This is a genomic window from Oceanobacillus longus, from assembly GCF_042650085.1.
Lineage (GTDB): Bacteria > Bacillota > Bacilli > Bacillales > Amphibacillaceae > Oceanobacillus > Oceanobacillus longus.
On sequence record NZ_JBHSAO010000003.1, the window covers coordinates 81005 to 102503 of the forward strand.

General features: G+C 38.8%; 17 protein-coding genes and 1 riboswitch. Of the genes, 11 read left to right on the plus strand and 6 right to left on the minus strand.

What is annotated here, in order from left to right:
• Positions 1-68: 68 nt before the first annotated feature.
• The 5 genes from ACFOUV_RS06300 to ACFOUV_RS06320 all read left to right on the plus strand — a co-directional run bounded on the left by ACFOUV_RS06300 (position 69) and on the right by ACFOUV_RS06320 (position 6062).
• A complete protein-coding gene (locus tag ACFOUV_RS06300; protein WP_379495941.1) occupies positions 69-1061 on the plus strand; it encodes an ABC transporter permease in 993 nt (330 codons plus the stop codon).
• Complete coding sequence (locus tag ACFOUV_RS06305) at positions 1054-1848, plus strand: ABC transporter ATP-binding protein (protein WP_379495942.1); 795 nt, start codon at positions 1054-1056, stop codon at positions 1846-1848. The genes ACFOUV_RS06300 and ACFOUV_RS06305 overlap by 8 nt, the downstream gene beginning before the upstream one ends.
• 203 nt (positions 1849-2051) lie before the next feature.
• Positions 2052-2247: riboswitch (cobalamin riboswitch) on the plus strand.
• 125 nt (positions 2248-2372) lie between these two features.
• Complete coding sequence (locus ACFOUV_RS06310; RefSeq protein WP_379496006.1) at positions 2373-4607, plus strand: ribonucleoside-diphosphate reductase subunit alpha; 2235 nt, start codon at positions 2373-2375, stop codon at positions 4605-4607.
• Positions 4592-5038, plus strand: coding sequence for a flavodoxin (locus ACFOUV_RS06315; RefSeq protein ID WP_379495943.1), 447 nt, complete (start codon positions 4592-4594; stop codon positions 5036-5038). Before ACFOUV_RS06310 ends, ACFOUV_RS06315 begins: the two co-directional genes overlap by 16 nt.
• Positions 5019-6062, plus strand: coding sequence for a ribonucleotide-diphosphate reductase subunit beta (locus tag ACFOUV_RS06320; RefSeq protein ID WP_379495944.1), 1044 nt, complete (start codon positions 5019-5021; stop codon positions 6060-6062). Before ACFOUV_RS06315 ends, ACFOUV_RS06320 begins: the two co-directional genes overlap by 20 nt.
• Before the next feature lie 71 nt (positions 6063-6133).
• Here ACFOUV_RS06320 and ACFOUV_RS06325 read toward each other — a convergent pair whose 3' ends face one another.
• The 5 genes from ACFOUV_RS06325 to ACFOUV_RS06345 form a co-directional block, all read right to left on the minus strand.
• Positions 6134-7399, minus strand: a complete 1266-nt coding sequence (locus ACFOUV_RS06325) for a hypothetical protein (protein WP_379495945.1) — start codon at positions 7397-7399, stop codon at positions 6134-6136.
• 90 nt (positions 7400-7489) lie between these two features.
• Positions 7490-8605, minus strand: a complete 1116-nt coding sequence (locus ACFOUV_RS06330; protein ID WP_379495946.1) for an N-acetylmuramoyl-L-alanine amidase — start codon at positions 8603-8605, stop codon at positions 7490-7492.
• Positions 8606-8937: 332 nt separating this feature from the next.
• Positions 8938-9468, minus strand: coding sequence for a flavodoxin family protein (locus ACFOUV_RS06335; protein WP_379495947.1), 531 nt, complete (start codon positions 9466-9468; stop codon positions 8938-8940).
• Between the two features lie 493 nt (positions 9469-9961).
• Positions 9962-11200 carry an ABC transporter permease gene (locus tag ACFOUV_RS06340; RefSeq protein WP_379495948.1) on the minus strand — a complete coding sequence of 413 codons (1239 nt, stop codon included), beginning with the start codon at positions 11198-11200 and terminating at the stop codon, positions 9962-9964.
• Complete coding sequence (locus ACFOUV_RS06345; protein WP_379495949.1) at positions 11193-12125, minus strand: ABC transporter ATP-binding protein; 933 nt, start codon at positions 12123-12125, stop codon at positions 11193-11195. The genes ACFOUV_RS06340 and ACFOUV_RS06345 overlap by 8 nt, the downstream gene beginning before the upstream one ends.
• 396 nt (positions 12126-12521) lie before the next feature.
• Here ACFOUV_RS06345 and ACFOUV_RS06350 point away from each other — a divergent pair, with 396 nt between their 5' ends.
• The 6 genes from ACFOUV_RS06350 to ACFOUV_RS06375 all read left to right on the plus strand — a co-directional run bounded on the left by ACFOUV_RS06350 (position 12522) and on the right by ACFOUV_RS06375 (position 19329).
• A complete protein-coding gene (locus tag ACFOUV_RS06350; RefSeq protein ID WP_379495950.1) occupies positions 12522-13037 on the plus strand; it encodes a DoxX family protein in 516 nt (171 codons plus the stop codon).
• Positions 13038-13180: 143 nt separating this feature from the next.
• Positions 13181-13798 (plus strand): superoxide dismutase family protein, encoded by a 618-nt coding sequence (locus ACFOUV_RS06355; RefSeq protein ID WP_379495951.1) that lies wholly within the window; start codon positions 13181-13183, stop codon positions 13796-13798.
• A gap of 139 nt (positions 13799-13937) precedes the next feature.
• On the plus strand, positions 13938-14033 hold the full coding sequence (locus tag ACFOUV_RS06360; protein ID WP_157087709.1) for a putative holin-like toxin: 96 nt from the start codon (positions 13938-13940) through the stop codon (positions 14031-14033).
• A gap of 227 nt (positions 14034-14260) precedes the next feature.
• The gene (locus ACFOUV_RS06365; protein WP_379495952.1) at positions 14261-15445 is read left to right on the plus strand and encodes an MFS transporter; all 1185 of its coding nucleotides are present in this window, start codon (positions 14261-14263) and stop codon (positions 15443-15445) included.
• A gap of 76 nt (positions 15446-15521) precedes the next feature.
• On the plus strand, positions 15522-18698 hold the full coding sequence (locus tag ACFOUV_RS06370) for an SNF2 helicase associated domain-containing protein (RefSeq protein WP_379495953.1): 3177 nt from the start codon (positions 15522-15524) through the stop codon (positions 18696-18698).
• Positions 18699-19002: 304 nt separating this feature from the next.
• On the plus strand, positions 19003-19329 hold the full coding sequence (locus ACFOUV_RS06375; protein WP_379495954.1) for a hypothetical protein: 327 nt from the start codon (positions 19003-19005) through the stop codon (positions 19327-19329).
• 861 nt (positions 19330-20190) lie between these two features.
• Here ACFOUV_RS06375 and ACFOUV_RS06380 read toward each other — a convergent pair.
• The gene (locus ACFOUV_RS06380; protein ID WP_379495955.1) at positions 20191-21480 is read right to left on the minus strand and encodes a hypothetical protein; all 1290 of its coding nucleotides are present in this window, start codon (positions 21478-21480) and stop codon (positions 20191-20193) included.
• Between the last annotated feature and the right edge of the window lie 19 nt (positions 21481-21499).

Here is a 21499-nt window from a genome sequence, read left to right on the forward strand (position 1 = left end):
AATATTATCTGAACTAATCAATATTTTTTATAAATACTTTTACTTAGACGTAGCGGGAGGAAAGAATTATGTTTATATCAATGTTCGGTGCTGTGGAATCAGGAGTTATTTATGCCATTATGGCTTTAGGCGTTTACTTAACCTTCCGTGTATTAGATTTTCCTGATCTGACAGTTGATGGAAGCTTTGTTACAGGAGCAGCAGTAGCAGCTCTATCCATTGTAAATGGCGTCCCTCCAGTGCTTGCAACATTGTTTGCATTGCTTGCTGGATTTATTGCGGGATGTATAACTGGTTTATTACATACAAAAGGTAAAGTAAATGCACTGCTTGCAGGGATTTTGATGATGACTGCCCTCTATTCAATTAACCTCAGAATTTTGGGTCAGCCTACATTATCCATGCTTAATGAAACGACAGTATTTAAACAGTTGAATTCCATTTGGACGATGACTGGAATAGATAATGCGTTAAATGGGCTTCTTGCCGCTTTCGGATTAGATCGGTTCCCGAATACTTGGGGAATTGTATTGATTATGCTCATTGTTACCATTGCCATTAAGCTGATTACAGACTTTTATTTGAAAACGGAAGTAGGATTGGCGTTAAGAGCGATTGGGGACAATAAAAAGATGATCCGAAGTCTCTCAGCTAATACAGATAACCTAACGATTGTCGGTGTTGGATTGTCGAATGGACTTGTGGCACTTTCTGGTGCGTTAATCGGTCAGCTCGGGGGATTTGCCGACGTAAATATGGGTATCGGAATGATCGTCATTGGTCTTGCATCCGTTATTATCGGTGAAGCGCTCTTTGGTACAAAAACAATTGCTAGAGCAACACTGGCAGTCATCGGCGGAGCGATTATCTATCGTATGATTGTTACGCTTGCACTTCGAGTAGACTTTCTAGAGACAGGCGATATGAAATTGATCACGGCAATTATTGTTATTATTGCATTAGTTGGCCCAAGAATATTCCACGCGAGAAAAGAAAAGAAACGAAGACTTCTAAAACGTCAACAGCTTAGTGCTCAGTCAGGAGGGGAAAATCATGCTTAATATCGCTAATATTTCCGTAACTTTTAACGAAGGTACGCTGGATGAGAAAAAAGCATTAAACGGTATAAATTTGGAATTGCAACAAGGAGACTTTGTAACGGTAATCGGTAGTAATGGTGCAGGTAAATCAACATTGATGAACGTGATTTCCGGTAACATTCAGCCTGATGTTGGAGATGTTATCATTGACGGAAAACAGGTGGTTCATCTGCCTGAATACAAAAGATCTGCATTTATCGGAAGGGTTTTCCAGGACCCAATGGCAGGGACAGCACCATCCATGACAATTGAAGAAAATCTGGCGATGGCTTACTCACGTGACAAAAAAAGAAAATTAAAATCTGGAGTAACGAAGAAAAGAAAAGATTTATTTCGGGAACAGTTAAAAACATTGAACCTTGGATTGGAAGACCGTCTATCCGCCAAGGTCGGTTTGCTGTCGGGTGGTGAAAGACAGGCACTCTCGTTATTAATGGCAACATTTACCCAACCGAATATTCTCCTGCTTGATGAGCATACGGCAGCATTGGATCCATCCCGTGCGGAATTGATAACATCACTAACTGAAAAAGTAGTCCGCGAATCTGGCCTAACGACGTTAATGGTGACGCATAATATGCAACAGGCCTTGGACCTTGGAAACAGATTAATTATGATGGATAAAGGTCAAATTATATTTGAAGCAAAAGGAGAAGCCAAACAGGAACTTACCGTAAAAGATCTATTGAATGAGTTCCAGCGTATACGTGGGGAGCAATTTGAAGACGATCGGGTAGTTTTGGGGTAAAAAGATGATAAATAATTTTAAACGAAATACACACGCCGTTTGTTGAATGTGCGTGTGTATTTTTTATGTTACAGTTTCTATTAGACGGAACCTTAAGAAATCTATCAATCTAGAAATGAACGATAGAAAAAGATTGCATAAGTAATTTCATTATGCTACTCTTAACACTAGATATTGACTTATTTGGATTTTAAAATACTATATATTGTATATAAAGTAAAGGTGACATGACATCATGTCTTAAAAGGGAACTCGGTTAAATTCCGGGACTGTCCCCGCAACTGTAAGTGTGGATGAACGAGAATACCACTATATTGTTTGTTTAACGGCAGCAATATGGGAAGGACTCTAGTAAAACGATGCACAAGTCAGGAGACCTGCCTTTAACTTTGAGTTTCACTTCTCCGGGATGAGAGATTATGAAAGGATAGAAATACAAACTATTTCTGTCGTTTTATAGCCGTTCATCCATTGGGGAAGAACGGCTTTTTCATTGTACATATAGATATTAGGAGGTAGATATGATGATTACAGGAACCATTAACCAACAGGAAAAAGTTTTGCAGACGATTAACGAATCTACGAAAGGACTATCCGTAGAAGCAAACCAATTGATGGATAAGGCAATGAAAACAATCAATCAGGATACACCGGAAGAAAAAGCTATGGATATCCTTATAAAAATAGCCTTGGAAAACATCGATGAGTCGAACCCAGACTGGACGTTTGCGGCAGCAAGAATTTATTTGAAGGAGCTTTATCGTAAGGCAGCGGCCAATCGAAACTATAGCGAGGATTCACGCTATGGATCGCTGTATCATTTGATACAAATGTTAACCGATAAAGGGATATATGCACCAAACCTTTATTCCAAATACTCGAAAACAGAAATGGATTTTTTTGAGAGGCTAATTCAACCAGATCGAGATTATCTATTTAACTACTTAGGTATTTATACAATTGCAACGCGTTATCTGGCAACAGATCATAACAAGCAGATTTATGAACTTCCCCAGGAGCGCTGGATGATTATAGCGATGTATTTAATGCAGGATGAAGACTTATCAAAGCGCTCCAAGCTGGTGGAGGAAGCTTATTGGGCTTTGAGTAATCTTTATATGACAGTGGCAACGCCGACACTCACAAATGCAGGAAAGACACATGGACAGCTATCCAGCTGTTTTATTGATACGGTGGATGACAGCCTGCAATCCATCTATGACAGCAATACAGATATCGCCAAGCTCTCCAAAAACGGTGGGGGCATAGGTGTCTATATGGGGAAAATACGTGCCAGAGGGAGCTCTATTAAAGGATTTAAAGGCATGTCCAGTGGCGTAGTTCCGTGGATTAAGCAATTAAATAATACAGCGGTAAGTGTTGACCAACTTGGTACGAGAAAAGGTGCAATTGCCATCTATCTAGATGTTTGGCACAAAGATATCGAATCATTTCTGGACTTGAAGCTGAATAATGGGGACGATCGCATGCGCGCCCATGATATTTTCACAGGCGTCAGTTTACCGGATTATTTTATGGAAAAGGTCGATAAACGGGAAGACTGGTATTTATTCGATCCTCATGAAGTACGCCAAGTGATGGGCTTTTCGCTCGAGGATTTTTATGATGAGGAAAAAGGAAATGGCGAATGGCGGAGGAAGTATGAAGCTTGTATACAATCGGATACGCTCTCCAGGAAGAAGATAGCTGCCATAGATATTATGAAGCGGATTATGAAATCACAGCTTGAGTCAGGAACTCCGTTTATGTTTTATCGGGATGAAGTTAATAGGCAGAACAGCAATTCACATAACGGAATGATTTATTGTTCCAATTTATGTACTGAAATTACCCAGAATCAGTCCCCAACTCAATTTGTAGAGGAATTTCTTGAAAACGAAAATACCATTATTAAAAAGTATCAAGCAGGTGATTATGTTGTTTGTAATTTAAGCTCGATAAATCTCGGAAAAGCAGTTCCGGATAATGTGCTGGATCGTCTGATAAAAATTCAAGTACGCATGCTTGATAATGTGATTGATATCAACACATTGCCGATAAAGCAAGCAGAACTGACGAATAAAAAATACCGTGCAATCGGACTTGGTACATTCGGTTGGCACCATCTTCTTGCCCTTGAAAATATAAAATGGGAAACAGAAGAAGCAGTTAGTTATGCTGATGAACTGTATGAAAAGGTTGCCTTTCTAACGATAAAAAATAGTATGGAACTGAGTAAGGAAAAAGGGAGTTATCCAGCATTTGAAGGTAGTAAGTGGAGTACGGGTGCTTATTTTACGGAAAAGGGTTATCGAAGTGAAGCATGGGTCGCTCTTTGGGCAGAGGTTACCATGCATGGCATGCGTAACGGCTATTTAATGGCTGTGGCTCCTAACTCAACGACCGCAATGATTGCAGGTTCCACCGCAAGCATCGATCCGATTTTTAATGTATTTTACAATGAGGAGAAAAAGGACTTTAAGATTCCGGTAACAGCACCAGACTTAAATCATCATACGTACGATATTTACCGCCGTTCCGCTTATATTGTCGATCAGCGCTGGTCGATTAAGCAGAATGCTGTCAGACAGAAACATATTGACCAAAGTATATCATTTAACTTTTATGTTCCAAATACCATTCGGGCATCTGTTTTACTCGATCTTCATCTCCAGGCATGGCGGGAAGGGCTGAAGACCACGTATTATGTACGATCAACATCCAACGATGTCGAAGAATGTGAGTGGTGTCAAAGTTGAGGGCACTTATAGCATATATATCCTATAGTGGGAACACCAAAGAGGTCGCCGAGATCGTGGAAGGGAAATTAAAAGATGAAGGTATCACTGTGGATAACCATCGTATTGGAATCGATGCACCAATAAATCCTGAACGTTACGATTATATTTTTATCGGCACATTTACATGGGAAATGGGAAAAACACCAGTTGAAATAAAGGATTTTGTCCTTGAAATTGGGTATAAACCAAACAATATTGCGATATTTGGGACTGGGGACACTCAATTCGGTGGAGACGAGTTGTTTTGCAGAGCTGTGGATAAGTTGTGGAAATTTTATGAAAGTAAGTGGAGCGGTTTGAAAATTGAGCAGTCGCCAAGGGGAAGTCAGGAACAAAAAGTTAAATTATGGGTAGAAGGAGTGTTGTGCCATGCCAAGAGCTTTGCTTGAAAAGGCGAAAACATTGGAACCATTAAATCCAAACAAGTCAACCGCCCTATTTGGTGGGAAATCGAGTGGAATTCTCAACTGGAATGATATTGCTTATCCACATTGGCATAAAATGTATAAGCGATTAGTCGGAAATTATTGGCAGGCGGATGAGGTGAATATGTCCAGTGATGTAAAGCAATTTTCATCCTTGACTACTGAAGAACGCGAAGCATATCTCAAAATAATTGGCCTGTTATCCACATTGGATGCACCACAAACGAGAACTGCATTGTTGATATCTTTATATGCCACAGATCCTGCTGTCCAATCAATTATGGCAGTCATCGCGCAACAGGAAGCTGTGCATAATGAAAGTTATTCCTATGTGTTATCCTCCGTTGTTTCACTGGACGAACAAAATAAAGCATTCCAACTTGGGAGAACAGATGCAGTGTTGCTTAAGCGAAATGCCAACCTGGTGGAGCAATATAATAACTTTGTGGATAACCCAACAATGGAAAATATTTTAAAAACATTGGTATACACATCCTTATTGGAAGGAATGTTTTTTTATTCAGGGTTTGCTTTTTTCTATAATCTGGCACGGCAAAATAAAATGGTCGGTACATCGACAATGATCAGTTATATTAATCGTGATGAACTGGAACATGGACGCTTTATCGCGGAATTGTTTCGAGCTACACTCGCAGAAAACCCGGAATACAATACCGAGGATTTTACCGATTGGGTATATACTCATTTTCAAGAATCAGTTGTTTTGGAAATAGAGTGGTCCAATTATGTTTTAGAAGACGTAGAGGGTATTGATTTGGATGAAATGGCCGGTTATATTAAATATCGTGCCAATAAGATGCTGCGAATGATGGGATTAAGTGAGGTTTATCCAGAACATGTGGATAACCCGATGAAATGGATTCGAGCCTATGTGGATAATTTCGATGGTACAAAGACCGATTTCTTCGAACAGAAATCACGGCAATATACAAAGACGAGTGATTTAAATGGATTTGATGACCTGTAGTCTAATGTGACTAAAATAATAGGAGGCATGAAGCTTAGGGGTTTACGCTAAGCCTCATGCCTCTTTCATTTCTAAATTTCATTCAGTAATACAACGTCACCTGTAACAGCATCTACACCATATTCACAATCGATTTTTCCGCATAAAATATAGCGATTTTGCTTTTTATCAAACACATATACGGGGGTAATTTCAATATGCTTACGTAATTTTTCAAATGCTTCCTCTTTGGTAAGCTTTGGATCTTCGGCTTTTTCGAAATGCTCAAACATATCTAAGATGATGCTATTATCTGTATAGTTAACAGGCTGGTAATTTTTTTCATCAATGATGAGTTTAATTTTCCGATCGATCACGCGTGCATCGGGTGCAGCTGGTTTTAGTTGAGCAAAAATATACCCCTTTTCGCGCCATAAGCCTGTTAACTTCCATTTTCCGCTATCATCAGGGAATTCACTTCGGAGGAAATCTCTGCTTGCTTTCTCAGCATGTTGCTGATCATCCATTGTTAATTCCTCATTGGTTGGAGCCTGTTCAACATTAAAAACTTCTTCAGGAGTTGCTTCTAATGAAAGATCAATTTCTCGTTTTGAAAATCTTTCTTGAATTGGCTCCACCCATTCCAGAAGAACATCTTTTTGTTTATAGGATTTTGGGCTCTCTACTTCTTCAAAAGAAATCGTGCGCTTTCCATCATTCGTTACAAAAACCGTTGCGGTCCCGAAAATTGCCTCCCATTTTTCTTCGTTTTCAAGTGGAATTTCGAGCAATTTGCTTTGTGACTTTACGATTGGGTCAATTTGTTCTGCTGTTAATGCAAATGGCTCCCAGTTCAGCTGATCTTCATTTGGAAAGATTCCATCGACGGAAAACAAGGACAGCTTTCCTTCCTCATTATGTTCCATTTCAATGGACCCGGAGGGAAATACGGCTACATTATCAACTGCTGCCTGGAAGAGGAGTTCTTTTTCTTCTTCATGAATCAGTTTAAATTGTCTGCCAAACTCCAGTCCCGTCTCTTTTTCGATCCATTCGATAGCAAGTTCCGTACTTGCCGCTAGAGGGAAATCAGCATCGGTTTTATTTTCACCATTAACAAAGATAATTCGTTTTACCAATTTAGAGTGAAGGTCCACATCAATGCTGGCAGTACCGGAAGGATTGTAATCTTCATCGGTTTCATCGGCATCTTTCGGAAACCACTCCATATTCAAAATATAGGATGTTTCCTCCATGTTCGATTGTTCCTGAAAGATATGATGCCTTTTCAAAAAATAATGATCAAGGTGAAACTTTTCAGCTGTTAAGTCAATAATTTCCTGCAATTTTTCATTCATGTCCAAACCTCGCTTATAAAATTAATGCCTATAGTATAACATAGCACTGTCACTCCTCAAATTCGACAAAATTCGGGGAGTGACAGGCACCTAGTGAAAGTATTGGATTAGGCCGTTAGTGATTGCTTTGGCGACTTGATTTTGATATTCTGCTGCTTGGATAATAGCGAGGTCATTAGGATTGGAAATGAATCCTAATTCTACCAAAACAGATGGAGCAGTTGTATTACGTAGAACACGATAATTTCCCTGCATAAGGCCACGGTTGTTCAGATTTACGGATGAAGCTAAGGTTGATTGGATATTTTGTGCCAGTTTGCGATCGGTGCTGTCGGCATAATATGTACTTACTCCTTTCACCGATAGAACAGGGTAAGAATCAAAATGAAGACTTATAAATGCATCCGTATGATTGGTGTTACTAATATTTACGCGCTCATTTAGAGAAACATAATAATCACCAGAACGAGTGGTTATCACATTTGCTCCTGCATCTCGTAATTGATCTTCTACTTTAGTTGCAGTGGAGGATACTAAATCTTTTTCAAATATTCCTCCAAGGCCAATCGCACCGGGATCATTTCCTCCATGACCGGGATCAAGTACGATCGTAAAGCCTTCCAATGAACGATTGGAGGCAGGTTTGCTATCACTGCTACTTGTATCGGTAGTTAAAGATGCAACTTGTGTCTCAGAGGTATGATTAGAATCTGTTAACCATGCTGCAATCCATCCAGTAGAGCCATTTCCCAAATTAACTTTATGCCAGTCTCCTGAAGTTTCTACTATGTTGTATGTATCACCTGATCTTGTTGAATCGATAATGGAATAATCCATTCCAGGTCCTGAACGAACATTGACACTGGTTGCTGTGATAGTAATCATCTCAGAGGATGTTTGGGAAACGGTTGAATTATTTTGATGTGTGTTCCCAATTGGAATTAAGTGGTGCATAGCCACCCAAGCTTCTTTTCCCCCGTAATAGGTTTGTACCCATCCATGTTGTTCCTCGAATGCCATCACATGATTTCCCTTTTGGAGCAATCCGACTATTTGTGAACCTGCAGCAGGTTCACTACGTACATTCAAAATGGTTGAATGAACTTCATAGGTTTGTCCTTCATTAGCATATGCAAAATTCGGTAAAAAAGTAGATAATAAGACAAGAATCCCTATGACTGCTATTAAGTTTCGAAAGTATTTCATTTGTTCCTCCTCTTAAAATTAAATCTATTAAATTAATAATAGTAGTTTACCATTGCCCGCACAAGAGGAATTCAAACAATTTTCAACAAAAACCATTATAATGGACTAGCAATCCAAGAGGTATAATTAAAATTAACTATAAAAGAGAAGGGTAAAGATAGAGAATAGCTCATATAGGTAAAATAGATGGGGAGAGGTTGATAGAACAGAAGGAGGAGAATGGAAGGTGATTTTTGCATCATAAAAGCGTGCTGATAGCATTACTCACCACGCATTTTATAGGATGCTTTTCTCGATTGAATAACGGAGATAACTGCTGTGGATGCCGTTCATCATTTAATCAGCATGGAAGCAGCTTTTAATGCGGCTGTATCCTTCGTGATTTCTCCAGGTTTGCTTGCCTTGCCAATAACATACCCTTCGAAACTCATATTATAAAACTGGCATATATAATTGAATTGCTGGACAAGTGGAAGACCTTTAACCATCGGAGTGTCTCCTCCGACTGCAATCAGATAAACGTGCTTTTTTGATAATTCTTTTCGAAAATCTACATAAGCAGGATCTCTTAATATTTGGGACCAACGATCAATGAATAGTTTCATTGGACCGGACATACTGTACCAATAAATGGGTGTGGAAAATACAATTATATCGTGGGAAAGCATCTGGTCTATAAGTCCTTTGTGATGATCTTCAACTTCATTAAAACCACCTTCATCATGCCGCTGATCAATAATTGGAAGGACATTATAATCACGTAAATAAATATGCGTTCCTTTTTCTTTTGGAACAGCCTGATAAGTTAAAAATTCTGTATTTCCATTAACACGGGTTGAACCGTGAAAGACGATTATCTTCATATTCATCCTCCTTGAAGGTAAAAGCTAAAAAGTACATAAGACTATATATTTTAATCCGTTCATAGAAGTATATGAAACGAAAACCAATAACATGTAAAAATGAAAGGTTTTTTCAATGATTTATTGAAAAAACCACATCGGATGGTGGCAAACTAAAGGTTTAGAATGCAAAATGGCAGGCACCATGGAGGTACTTGCCATTTTTTATAATTCATGATTCGTTAGAAATAAACAATAAAATTATTCTCGATTTCTGGAGTAAAGTACAAAAAATCAGTCCCATACCTCACTTGCAATGATAAGACTAATAGACAGACTAACACAAACAGCAATCACAGCGATAAGCATGAACAATTCCCTCCTACTACGTAAGCAAATCCTAATATACTATACTATTAATTATAGTATACACGACCTTGAAAAGGAATGGTTATAATTTATATTAGAAATTTATAGATGTTTAATGCCCCGTAGTACCTCTCTAATTAATAATTTAAGCTCGAATCCACTTCCATATTTCACCTGGCGTTGCATTTTTCCCATACATTAAAATGCCTACTTTAAATATCTTACCAGCGAGTTTCATGAAAATCAGTATACTTACGATTATAATGACAAGTGAAATAATAATTTCTATCCATGGCCATTCTTCAAGCATTGTTAGACGCATAATCAGAACCCCAGGAGCTGTAAATGGAATATAGGTCCCGACTTGTGCAACGAGGCCATTCGGATCACTGAGCACAGGTCCGATCATAATAAATGGTAAGAATGGAAGCATCATTACCATCCCTTGGAAGTTTCCTGCTGTTGACACGTCAGCCATTGTTGCACCAATTCCAACGAATATAGACGCGAACATTAAATAACTAAGAATAGCAATTCCAACTAATAATGCAGTTTCTGGTACGAGTAAGTATTCAATAACTGGAATATCGGTTTTCCACAGGACAAAAGGAAAGAGAAGCCCGATAAAGACAACAACTTGAATAAGTCCTAACACAAAATATCCAATGATTTTCCCTTGCATTAGCTCAGAAGGGGTTAAAGATGATAATATAATTTCGGCAATTTTGTCTTTTTTCTCCTGTGAAGCACTTTGAAAGATGGCCATTCCGGTGAACACAATGGATAACATAATGACACCAGCAAAAATTCCTGGTACGATTCGTTCCATCGAGCCATCACCAAGCCCATCCACTTCTGCTGATGGTTCCTCGGATGTACCCTTATCGACAGTTGTTTCAACAAAGGCTACCCCTTGCAGGACGGTTGCGGCTTCCTCTTCTGAGAATCCAAGCTCAGCAATCTTCATCGCTTGAAGGGGGGTACCTAATACCTGTACTTGGTTTATGAAAAAAGGATCCATGTCCTCGCTCATATAGACAGGAACAGCGCCACTTTCCAATGTCTCATCAGAGATAAAAATATATGCTGTATTTTCACTTTCAGCCAAATCCGGAACTTCTGATTCGGTTAATTCTGTCGTTTCCATTTCCCAGTTAAATTCACCTTGTTCGACGGTTTCCTCTAGTGCAGGATATACTCCCAATTGGTCATTTACAAAAACAGTGGTAGTTTCTGCCTCATCACTATCTGAATCACCAAACAGACTTCCAATAAACATAAAGACCAGGAAAAGAATCGGTGAGATAAATAACCCAATAAGGAAGGTTTTGTTTTTCATATTTCGTTTAATTTCCCATTTGGCAACTTTCATCGAGTTACGCATGTACGACACCATCTTCCTTCAGTAAATTCTTATCTGTTGCAATATCGATAAATATTTCGTGTAAAGAGATTCGATTTATTTTTAACTCATGGATGACAAGGTGATCAGGGAGATTTTTCAACCAAATCGATGGTTCCACATCTTTATCCAGATGTAGGATGGTTGTGTCATCCTTTTGTTCTACACGGAGCACTTCGGGAAGATTTTCTAAATCTCCAATTTTGTTTCTTCCATGAATCGTACATTTGAAATTTGCATATTGTTTTTTAACATCATCCAACGTACCGTAAATGACTTTTTCTCCCCGTTGAATCATAAACAGGCGATCACACATCTCTTCCACCAAATTCATTTGATGGGATGATAGTAAAATGGCGGTTCCATTATTGGCGAGACTGCGAATTTCTTCTTTGAATACTTCCTGACTAACCGGATCAAGACCGGAGAATGGTTCATCTAAAATAAGCAGTTCGGGTTCGTGGATAATAGATCCAATAAATTGTACCTTTTGCCCCATCCCTTTGGAAAGTTCTTCGACAGAAACATTTTCTTTGCCTTCTAAATCGAATTTTTTTAAATACATAAGTATTCGTTCTTTCGCTTGATCAAGAGGATAATCTTTCAAGTCTGCGAGATAAAGCAATATATCCATTACTTTGACGTTTTTGTACAATCCTCTTTCTTCCGGCAAATAGCCAATTTTATTTCTTGGGATATCTTTTCCGCTATAATTATGAAACGTAATGCTGCCTGAATCGGGATACATAATTCCCATGATATTTCGTATTGTCGTTGATTTACCAGCGCCATTCGGACCAAGGATAGCCATGATCTCTCCCTTGCGTACGTCAAATGAAATGTCTTTTAGTGCTTTTTTGTCTTTGAAGGATTTCTCGAGTCCATTAACCGTTAACATCGTTTCCATTCGTAATTCCCACCTTTTTATTTTCTGAGATTCCTACTGTTAGTAAAGATAAGCATTATCACTATTACTTAGTACGAATAAGACATCAGAAAGTTTCTTAATATATGCAACTTTTTTAGGTTCTCATCTTAAGTTCTTATAGTCTTCGCATAGCCAAACGTTTAGTAAGCAGCCTTTATATAAGTATAACATCCGTCTTTTCATGTCCTTAAAGTCATTTCGTTCATAAAAAAGACACAAATTTGTTTCCAAAATGTGAAATACTTCACAATACTATTTTCAAATGGTTGAAATCCTGTTATATTATGAATGTACCAAGGAACACACTTACAATATATTGTGAAACAGTGAACAAGGTCATAATGAAATTATATTATATTAAAGGAGATGGATGTTATGTTTATGGATTTCATTCGTAACAACAAAGTGGTAGCAGGAATATTGACGATCCTCAGAGTTTATATTGGGTATACATGGTTAATGGGTGGTCTTGGAAAAGTTACTAGTGGTGGATTTGATGCAAGTGGTTTCATTCAAGGAGCCGTTGCAAACTCTGCAGGAGAAGGTGCTACCGTGCAAGCTTGGTGGGGAACATTCCTCAACACTGTTGCAGTGCCAAACGCAGGATTGTTCAGCTTTGTGGTAATGTGGGGCGAAGTATTAGTAGGTGCAGCACTAATTCTAGGTATCTTCACAAACTTCGCTGCACTGATGGGGATTACAATGAACTTTGCCTTCCTATTCAGTGGAACAGTTAGCACAAATGCACAAATGGTAGTTATTACAGTCTTCCTGATTGTAGCTGGATTTAATGCAGGTAGATATGGGTTGGACAGATGGGTATTACCTTTCTTGAAAGACCACACTCCAATCATTAAAGATAAAGTAAAAAAAGAAGTAGTCGTTGCATAAATATATTTTAAAAGAGCTAATTCTGAGACAGGATTGGCTCTTTTGCTATGTAATGGATAACAATATTCATTCATAAATGTTTATTTTCCTATCAGATTGTGAAACATACGTAATATATAATCGATGAAAGGAGATTGCGTAAAATGAAACGTGGGATGACAATTATAATCGTATTGTTAGTTGCTATATTTTTAAGTGCATGTGGGACTGACAATGAGGAAGAAACGAATACACAGAATCAAGAGGGTACATCATCAGAAAGTGATCCAACTAATGAAGAACAGGCACAGGAGACAAATGCTACTGCAGAGGAAGAAGTTTTAGTTTCGTTGAAAAATGCAGAAGACGTGGTAGTTGGTACAGCAACATTAACGGAAGACGATTCTGGAGTTAGCATTCATTTGGAAGGTGAAAATCTTCCGCCCGGAACTCACGGATTTCATATCCACGAAGCGGGAGTATGTGAGCCACCCGATTTTGAATCGGCAGGTGGTCACTATAATCCTACTGACGCAAAACACGGTTTCGAACATCCGGAAGGACCACACGCAGGAGACCTTGAAAATATTGTTGTCTCTGATGATGGTACGGTAAATGTGGAAGTGATTGCCGATATGGTAACCCTGGAACAGGGAGCTGAGAATACATTGTATACGGAAGATGGAACAGCTTTAATCATCCATTCCGGTGCAGACGATTATATTTCTCAACCCTCAGGTGATGCTGGAGATAGAATTGCTTGTGGTGTAATTGGAGAATAAACGAAAGTAGTCCAATAGAATCAATTTCCGCCTAAATAGAATATATGTTCTGTTTTAAGTGATGATTATGCTATAATAGACGAAGATAATGTTCTCATGTTGTATATGGCTAACCCTTTTTAAGAAGGGGGGAATGCCTATGAGCATGTATGAAGTGATGATGGTTTTGGGGAGTTTTGGTACATTTCTGATTGCATTGCTCGCATTGGTCACTACTTTGATCAATAAAAAATAGGCCTCCCTATTAGCCTTCTAAAGTTAGTAAGGAGAGGCCTTTGCAGTCAGCAGCCGATTCCACTTGGGAACCGCTTATCTGATGGCCCAGTGACAGCTGGGCCTTTTTATTATATTTAATATCTAATTAAAGTATACCATATTTTAATCGCCTGACAATTGATTCATTTCTTTTGCGTTCAGTCTCCTGTATAATATTCTATTAATGACGGGCAGAGGGAGTTTTCTATGGATCAGCAGGCAAAGGGGCAAGTTATACCGGTACAGAACAAAATTTGGACACGTGATTTTTTGTTTATTTGGATTGCTAACTTTTTTGTTTTTCTCGGGTTTCAAATGACCTTACCAACCATTCCGTTATTCGTTAAGGAACTTGGTGGAAGTGACCAGATGGTAGGGATGATTGTAGGGATTTTTACATTTTCGGCACTGCTTATTCGACCGTATGCTGGTCACGCCTTGGAATCAAAAGGCCGAGGATTTGTTTACATGGTAGGTCTCGGGATATTTGTAATTGCCGTCGGCGCCTATGCATTTACAGCAAGTATGTTTCTTTTAATCATCATACGTATGGTGCAAGGAATTGGTTGGGGGTTTTCCACAACAGCAGGAGGCACAATTGCAACGGATCTCATTCCACCGAAAAGGCGGGGAGAGGGTATGGGCTACTTTGGTCTTTCCGGTAATATTGCACTTGCTTTCGGTCCGGCTCTAGGTCTAACTCTTGCAGGTATCCTTCCATTTTCCTGGCTTTTTCTCATCTGTGCTGCTTTTGGATTTATCGCACTACTATTTTCTGCAAAAATTCATTATGTAGCGGTAGAACAATCACCACATAAAACAAAGTCGATGAGATTTGATATTTTTGAAAAAACAGCATTACAGCCATCGATTCTTCTATTTTTTATAACAGTAGCCTTTGGGGGTATTGCAACATTCCTTCCATTGCATGCAATGGAGCAAAATGTTTCTGGCATACAATTATACTTTCTTGTTTTTGCTATATTTATTATGGTATCCAGAACGTTTGCCGGGAAACTTTATGATCGGAAAGGGCATCGGTATATTTTTCTCCCAGGAGCATTGCTTATTTTTATATCTATGCTCCTTCTATCCTGGTTACCGAATACAACCTCAATGTTGGTTGCGGCAGGATTATTTGGACTAGGATTTGGTGGTGTACAGCCGGCACTACAAGCATGGGCCGTCGATCGGGCGCCCAACAATCGTAAAGGCATGGCCAACGCGACCTTTTTTTCCTCTTTTGACCTCGGAGTGGGAATCGGTGCAATTGGATTTGGCCAGGTTGCTTCATTTTTCAGCTATTCCACCATATACATAGCATCAGCAGTGTCAATAGTTGCATCCATGATAATTTATGTATTTCTGGTCTTGAAAATGAAGGAGAAATAAGTTCGATTATTTCTAAAAGACGATTATATCGTATACAATAAAAGAATCAGATACTAGAAGGTGGGTTCCTTGTATTTTGAAAAACATAAGTGAAATTAACATCCAGAAATTATTCCCAGCTGTGATTTACAGACGAGGAATGGATTATTATAAACAAAATAAGGTGAGCGATCTTTTATATGATATAAATTACCAGGTTTGGACTGCGACCGTTCATGGATCAGAAGATTACTTTGTGGAAATTAACATGAAGGACTTCGGCAAGGGATCCATCGATACGTATTGTGACTGCCCTGCCTTTGATACGTTTGGATCTTGCAAACATATAGCAGCAACTTTGATTAGTATTGTTAACAAGGAGGCAGATATATCAAATGTACCTGTCAAACCCAATTACCAATTGACCAACAGCTTTATACAAGCAATAAGCCAGGTCCCACTACAAAATAAAACGACCGAGATTTTGACTGATAAAATTCCAATGCATGTGGAATATTATTGCAACTGGACATTTGACAAAAACCTAAAACTTGAAATACGTACCGGTGAAAAGCATTGCTATGTTGTAAAGGATGCTTTTGAATTCCTGCGCGATGTACTTCAAGGGCGTGATCACTATTTTACTAAGAAATTTGCCTATAATCCGGATACGCATTATTTTTTACAAAAGGATTATGAAATATTTGAGACACTTTTTTCCATTAAGCGAAATGAAGAAATATATCAAAGCTCCTATTACATGGAGGGGAGTGGTGGTGATAAACGGTATTTAACGATTCCACCTCTAGCAGCAAAGATGTTGCTTGAAAAACTTTCAGAAAGAGACTTTACGGTTGAAGCAAAAGGAAAAAGCTTTCGCAATGTAGCGATTGAGAAGGACAAATTACCATTTAACTTTTCCGTTACGAAAAATGATCAGAATGATTTAATGCTGAAAATGGGAGATGCTGACGGGGCAACCTATTTTCAGTTATATGAAATGATGTTTCATCAGGGAATTTTTTATTATCCTGCCAAGGAACAAGTGCAGATTCTTGAAGAAATATCTCGTTTCGGTATGAATGATCTTGAGCTTCCTATTCAAAAAGCACAGGCAGATACGTTCCTATCAGAAGTCATGCCTTCCTTGAAAAAAATTGGAAATGTAGAGGTTTCGGAAACAATTACTGAAGAAATTGTTCAATTGCCATTACGGGCGAAACTTTATCTTGAAGTGAAAGCAGATTGGATTACAGGAAAATTGGAGTACCATTACGGTGACCAATTGATTAATCCATTTACTGGCCGGAAAGAGAACGATGATGTCATTATTATTCGTGATGTAGAAAAAGAACAGCAAATTATGCAGTTAATTGAACATGCAAATTTTCACTACAACGGCAAGGATTTATACATTGAGGCGGAGGAAGATGAACTTTATGATTTCCTGTATTATGTTCTGCCACTGCTAGATGACTATGTTGAGTTGTTCTTAACACAAGAAATCCGCGGAATGATTGTGGAGAACAGTCCGTTACCAAGTACGAGTGTTCGCTTGGAATCTTCTTCAAATCTATTGGAAATTGGATTTGATATAAACGGTGTAAACGATTCGGAAATCAATGAAATCCTAAATGCAGTCATCGAAAAAAAACGTTACTATCGCTTAGGCAGCGGGGAATTGCTGTCGTTGGAAGGGGAAGAATTCTCTTCCATGAAACGCTTCTTTGAGGATATGGACATTCAAAAAGATGATCTGCAGGGTGGGAATGTGCATATGCCGGTTTATCGAGGAGCACAGTTAGATGAGCTGATTGATACGAAAAAGAATTACGATCCTTCCTTCCGCCATTTGCTGAATCAGTTAAAATCACCGGAAGACCAAGTATATGAACTACCAGAATCACTCACAGCTTCTTTACGGAATTATCAGTTAACAGGCTTTCAATGGTTTAAGTCATTGAGTAATTACCATCTTGGAGGTATTTTGGCAGATGACATGGGACTTGGGAAAACCTTGCAAGCTATTGCATATCTTGCTTCTGAATCAGAGGGCGAGACAAGTGGCCCGCATCTAATCGTAGCTCCTTCATCTGTTGTTTATAATTGGAAAAATGAATTTGAGAAGTTCTCACCAAACCTTACTGCCGTTGTACTCACAGGAATTCCTGATGAAAGACATGAGTTGATTGAAAACTCGGCTGATACCGATGTTTGGATTACATCCTATGCCACATTAAGACAGGATATTGAAATTTACCGTGAAATGATTTTCCAAACGATGATTCTGGATGAAGCACAGTATATTAAAAACTATGCAACCAAAACATCCCGGGCAATTCGTGAAATAACAGCTACACGCCGATTTGCACTGAGTGGGACTCCGATAGAAAATTCGATTGATGAATTATGGGCCATTTTTCAGGTTGTCTTACCAGGACTTATGCCAAATCACAGGAGCTTTAAACAATTATCAAATGAAAAAATAGCTATGATTACACGGCCATTTATTTTAAGACGATTGAAAAAAGATGTTTTAAAAGAACTTCCTGATAAGATTGAATCGGTACATGTTTCTGAACTAACAAAGGAACAGAAAGATTTATATGTTGGCTATTTGCGGCAGGTACAACAGGAAGCTACACAATCCATTCAAGATAGTGGTTTCAACCAGAATCGGATGAAAATACTCGCAGGGTTAACTCGTCTGCGTCAGATTTGCTGTCACCCAGCATTGTTTATTGAAAACTATGAAGGGTATTCCGGAAAGCTAGAACAATTGATGGACACGATCAAAACTGCGATGGAAAATGGGAAACGTATGCTAATTTTTTCTCAATTCACAAGCATGCATGAAATTATTAAAGGACGTTTGGAGAAAGAAGGATATGGTTACTTCTATCTTCATGGGCAAACCCCATCGAAGGATCGTGTAGAAATGAGTGAACGGTTTAATAACGGAGAAAATAATATTTTTCTTATTTCTCTAAAAGCAGGTGGAACCGGTTTGAATCTTACGGGTGCAGATACAGTTATTCTATATGATTTGTGGTGGAACCCGGCAGTCGAGGACCAGGCTACAGGTCGTGCACATAGGTTCGGTCAAAAGAATGTTGTTCAGGTAATTCGTCTTGTAACAGAAGGAACCATAGAGGAAAAAATATATGACTTACAGCAAAAAAAGCGTGAACTGATTGATCAGGTTATTCAACCGGGTGAAACGATGCTTTCCAGTTTGAGTGAAGATGATGTAAAGGAATTGTTGAGTTTATAGAGAAACTGGGACAAAAGTGTTTTAACCAAAGTAAAATCCGAACATAGTTGGTGCATATATACCGCTACGGAAATACACTACGCTTTCCGCGGGCGCTGCTGAGCCTACTCCGAGCTATCGCTCTACGTAGTCTCACCTAGGCTTTTCATCCCGCAGGAGTCTCCGTGTATTTCCTTCGCTATTATGGCGAAATGTTCGGCTTTGAGTTAAACACTTTAGTTATGTCCCAGGCTCTTTTGTTGTTTGCATTTCTTTAAAAAGGGAATTATAAAAAATGACAAACAATGAAGGATGTGGGTATTGAATGACAAAAAATATTCTTGCATATTTCAAAACGGAAAACGATGCAGAATCTGCACGTTCGGCACTGCAAACACTGAAAGTATCGAATCTAATCATAGACAGTCTTCCTGAAGCAAATGAGGGTACTGCGTATATACCAATTGCTCCATTAGGTCCTACATGGGGTGGTAAAGGTATCGTCGGCTTTAGTAATCTGATAGAAGATGAAGCTTCACATGGCGGGGACAACCATATAACTTATATGCTAGAGGGGCAAATCGAGGACGAAGAAGTTGAGGAAGCAATGAAAATATTAATGGAGAACAATGGATTTGAAATAGAAAAATAAGAAATACGGAAGATAGGTGTTAGTTACCTACTTCCGTATTTCTTAAGATTCAACTTTCGCAGAATGAAATGGATAAATAAGCCTTGATAGAATTAGGAGGACTGGAGCTACACTGTTTAAGTTGACTTTGGATTAACTGTTTGCGCTGAGCAGTCTGGATACATCTATACTCAAGGATCTTTTCGTTAATTTCCCTCTTTTATCATCGGACTTTACATAAACTCCGAAGTAACTGCTGGTTGTTTCTAACAGTATGTAGAAGCTTCGGCGACCGCTCTGGGAAATACACTGCGCTTTTCGCGGGCGGCTAGTGAGCCTCTTCATGCTGACGCATTTCAGAGTCTCACCTATGCCTTTCCTCCCGCAGAAGTCTACGTGTATTTCCCATAGCTGAAAGGTTGCTGACAATGACTACACTTCCTAATAGATAAAATAACATCCTACAGCTTCACCAGTCCGGGTGAGCGAAGGGCGGTGACTCCTGCGGGAACAGCACGTGTCCGAAGACCAGAAGAGTGGTTTTCTCTTCGGGGCTAAGGCCGTGCCCGCGGAAAGCATCCGCCCAGAGCGATCCCGGACGGCGATAGAAGCACACGATTTTGGATATCAGCTAGTAGTTACGTCGTAGTTTATCTCAACTCTGCGATGATTAAAAGGCTATAAACAGTACGAAAAACAGCCTTGTTTTAATCAAGTTTAGCAAGGGGATTATTAGCAACATTCTAAGTTTAACCCAGTTAACGGTTCGAACTTATTTTAATGGTGCGAAAGTTGAGTTATGAGGTAAGAAAATAATTCATTCACGTACATTAATAGCCACGTGCAGCCCCATCGCTAGCGGGTGCTTCCGTTTTTGTTCTATTATTGATTCAGTGTGAATAACTTTCTTGGTCTACCTTTTAAATATGGTCGTTCTTCACCGGATACTCTGATTACATCTCCTGTTAAGAGTTTATTAACCGTTCGCTCTGCGCTCCGTTTAGTAACTTTGTAAAAGGTTGCGATGTCATTTGAAGAAAATGGCTCATTATTTCTATCGGTAATAAAGTCAATGAAATTATAAGATAGTTCATTATTCAATCTAGCTTTATGGATGAGTGCATGGAACAAGTTTGATGTATCGATATCCCGTTTTATACCAATCGGTCCTATGGTGTCCTGACGTTCATTTACAATATAACAAAGACTTCGACTATCTTTACTGGACTTATCCAGGGCAAGAAGTGCATTCTCTTCGGATTCTTTTGCATGAAGTCCAAGTCCATATCCCATATCAATCGGCATACTTAAAGTAGATTGAATTTCACTGAGAAGCGGGAAGTTACGATAATGATTCTGCAAATGATCGAGTAGTTTCTTTGTTCCCACAATAACAAAATGATCATTTCTATTATGAGAAAGAAGGGCATCTGACTGCTTTCCAAAATTTATTAGAATCTGCTTCAATTTATAGATATTCTCTTCATAAATTTCCTGTTTCTCAGCGTGGACTGCTTCGGTGTCCTTAATCCGTATATACCCGGTCACAAGCTGTGCGCCTTTGCTTTGATTTAATACAGTAAGGGAATTGGCTTGTTGAATTGCCTCTTTGAGATTGACGTCAGGAATAATCATCGCGCTGACAGGTATTCCATAATTTTTCATATGGGATTCGACTTCTTTACTGGATGAAAGAACATAGTCTATTTTTCCGTCATCCCACAATTTCTTATGAAAGGAAGCAATTTTCTCGATATCAGGTGACTCATCTTTTCCGTAACTGTACGAATAGATCTGTTTCTCATTAAAATCTAACTCTTTTCGTACCTCTTCTATATGCTTTTCATTCAAAATATCAAGGGAAATCCTGTTAAGTTCCTGACTGTGCTTCTGTCTAAGTTTGTAGAGCGAACTGAGAATCATATATTCGTTGTTTGCGACTACTACAGCTGGCAGTTTTTTTCTTTTTATCTTTTGATGTGCATAGGAGTAAGATAAAGGTTCTGTAAATAAATATACGTCACACATAAAAGCATTTTCAATCATTTCCGTGACTACTTTTGAATGTGAATAGGTAAAAGGGAGTATTTCTATATTCTCGTATTCTTCTATGAAAGTATGGACACGTTCGATTGTTTCTGCTCTGCCAAATACTGCTATTTTCGTTTTCACTTCATTTCACTCCAATGTT

Excerpts from the sequence above, each read along its gene's own strand:
- ACFOUV_RS06355 (WP_379495951.1), top strand. The coding sequence starts at position 13,181 with ATGAAACGTGGGATGACAATTATAATCGTATTGTTAGTTGCTATATTT.
- ACFOUV_RS06325 (WP_379495945.1), bottom strand. The coding sequence starts at position 7,399 with ATGAATGAAAAATTGCAGGAAATTATTGACTTAACAGCTGAAAAGTTT.
- ACFOUV_RS06375 (WP_379495954.1), top strand. The coding sequence starts at position 19,003 with ATGACAAAAAATATTCTTGCATATTTCAAAACGGAAAACGATGCAGAA.
- ACFOUV_RS06360 (WP_157087709.1), top strand. The coding sequence starts at position 13,938 with ATGAGCATGTATGAAGTGATGATGGTTTTGGGGAGTTTTGGTACATTT.
- ACFOUV_RS06345 (WP_379495949.1), bottom strand. The coding sequence starts at position 12,125 with ATGGAAACGATGTTAACGGTTAATGGACTCGAGAAATCCTTCAAAGAC.
- ACFOUV_RS06300 (WP_379495941.1), top strand. The coding sequence starts at position 69 with ATGTTTATATCAATGTTCGGTGCTGTGGAATCAGGAGTTATTTATGCC.
- ACFOUV_RS06320 (WP_379495944.1), top strand. The coding sequence starts at position 5,019 with ATGCCAAGAGCTTTGCTTGAAAAGGCGAAAACATTGGAACCATTAAAT.
- ACFOUV_RS06330 (WP_379495946.1), bottom strand. The coding sequence starts at position 8,605 with ATGAAATACTTTCGAAACTTAATAGCAGTCATAGGGATTCTTGTCTTA.
- ACFOUV_RS06335 (WP_379495947.1), bottom strand. The coding sequence starts at position 9,468 with ATGAAGATAATCGTCTTTCACGGTTCAACCCGTGTTAATGGAAATACA.
- ACFOUV_RS06305 (WP_379495942.1), top strand. The coding sequence starts at position 1,054 with ATGCTTAATATCGCTAATATTTCCGTAACTTTTAACGAAGGTACGCTG.
- ACFOUV_RS06365 (WP_379495952.1), top strand. The coding sequence starts at position 14,261 with ATGGATCAGCAGGCAAAGGGGCAAGTTATACCGGTACAGAACAAAATT.
- ACFOUV_RS06350 (WP_379495950.1), top strand. The coding sequence starts at position 12,522 with ATGTTTATGGATTTCATTCGTAACAACAAAGTGGTAGCAGGAATATTG.
- ACFOUV_RS06310 (WP_379496006.1), top strand. The coding sequence starts at position 2,373 with ATGATTACAGGAACCATTAACCAACAGGAAAAAGTTTTGCAGACGATT.
- ACFOUV_RS06340 (WP_379495948.1), bottom strand. The coding sequence starts at position 11,200 with ATGCGTAACTCGATGAAAGTTGCCAAATGGGAAATTAAACGAAATATG.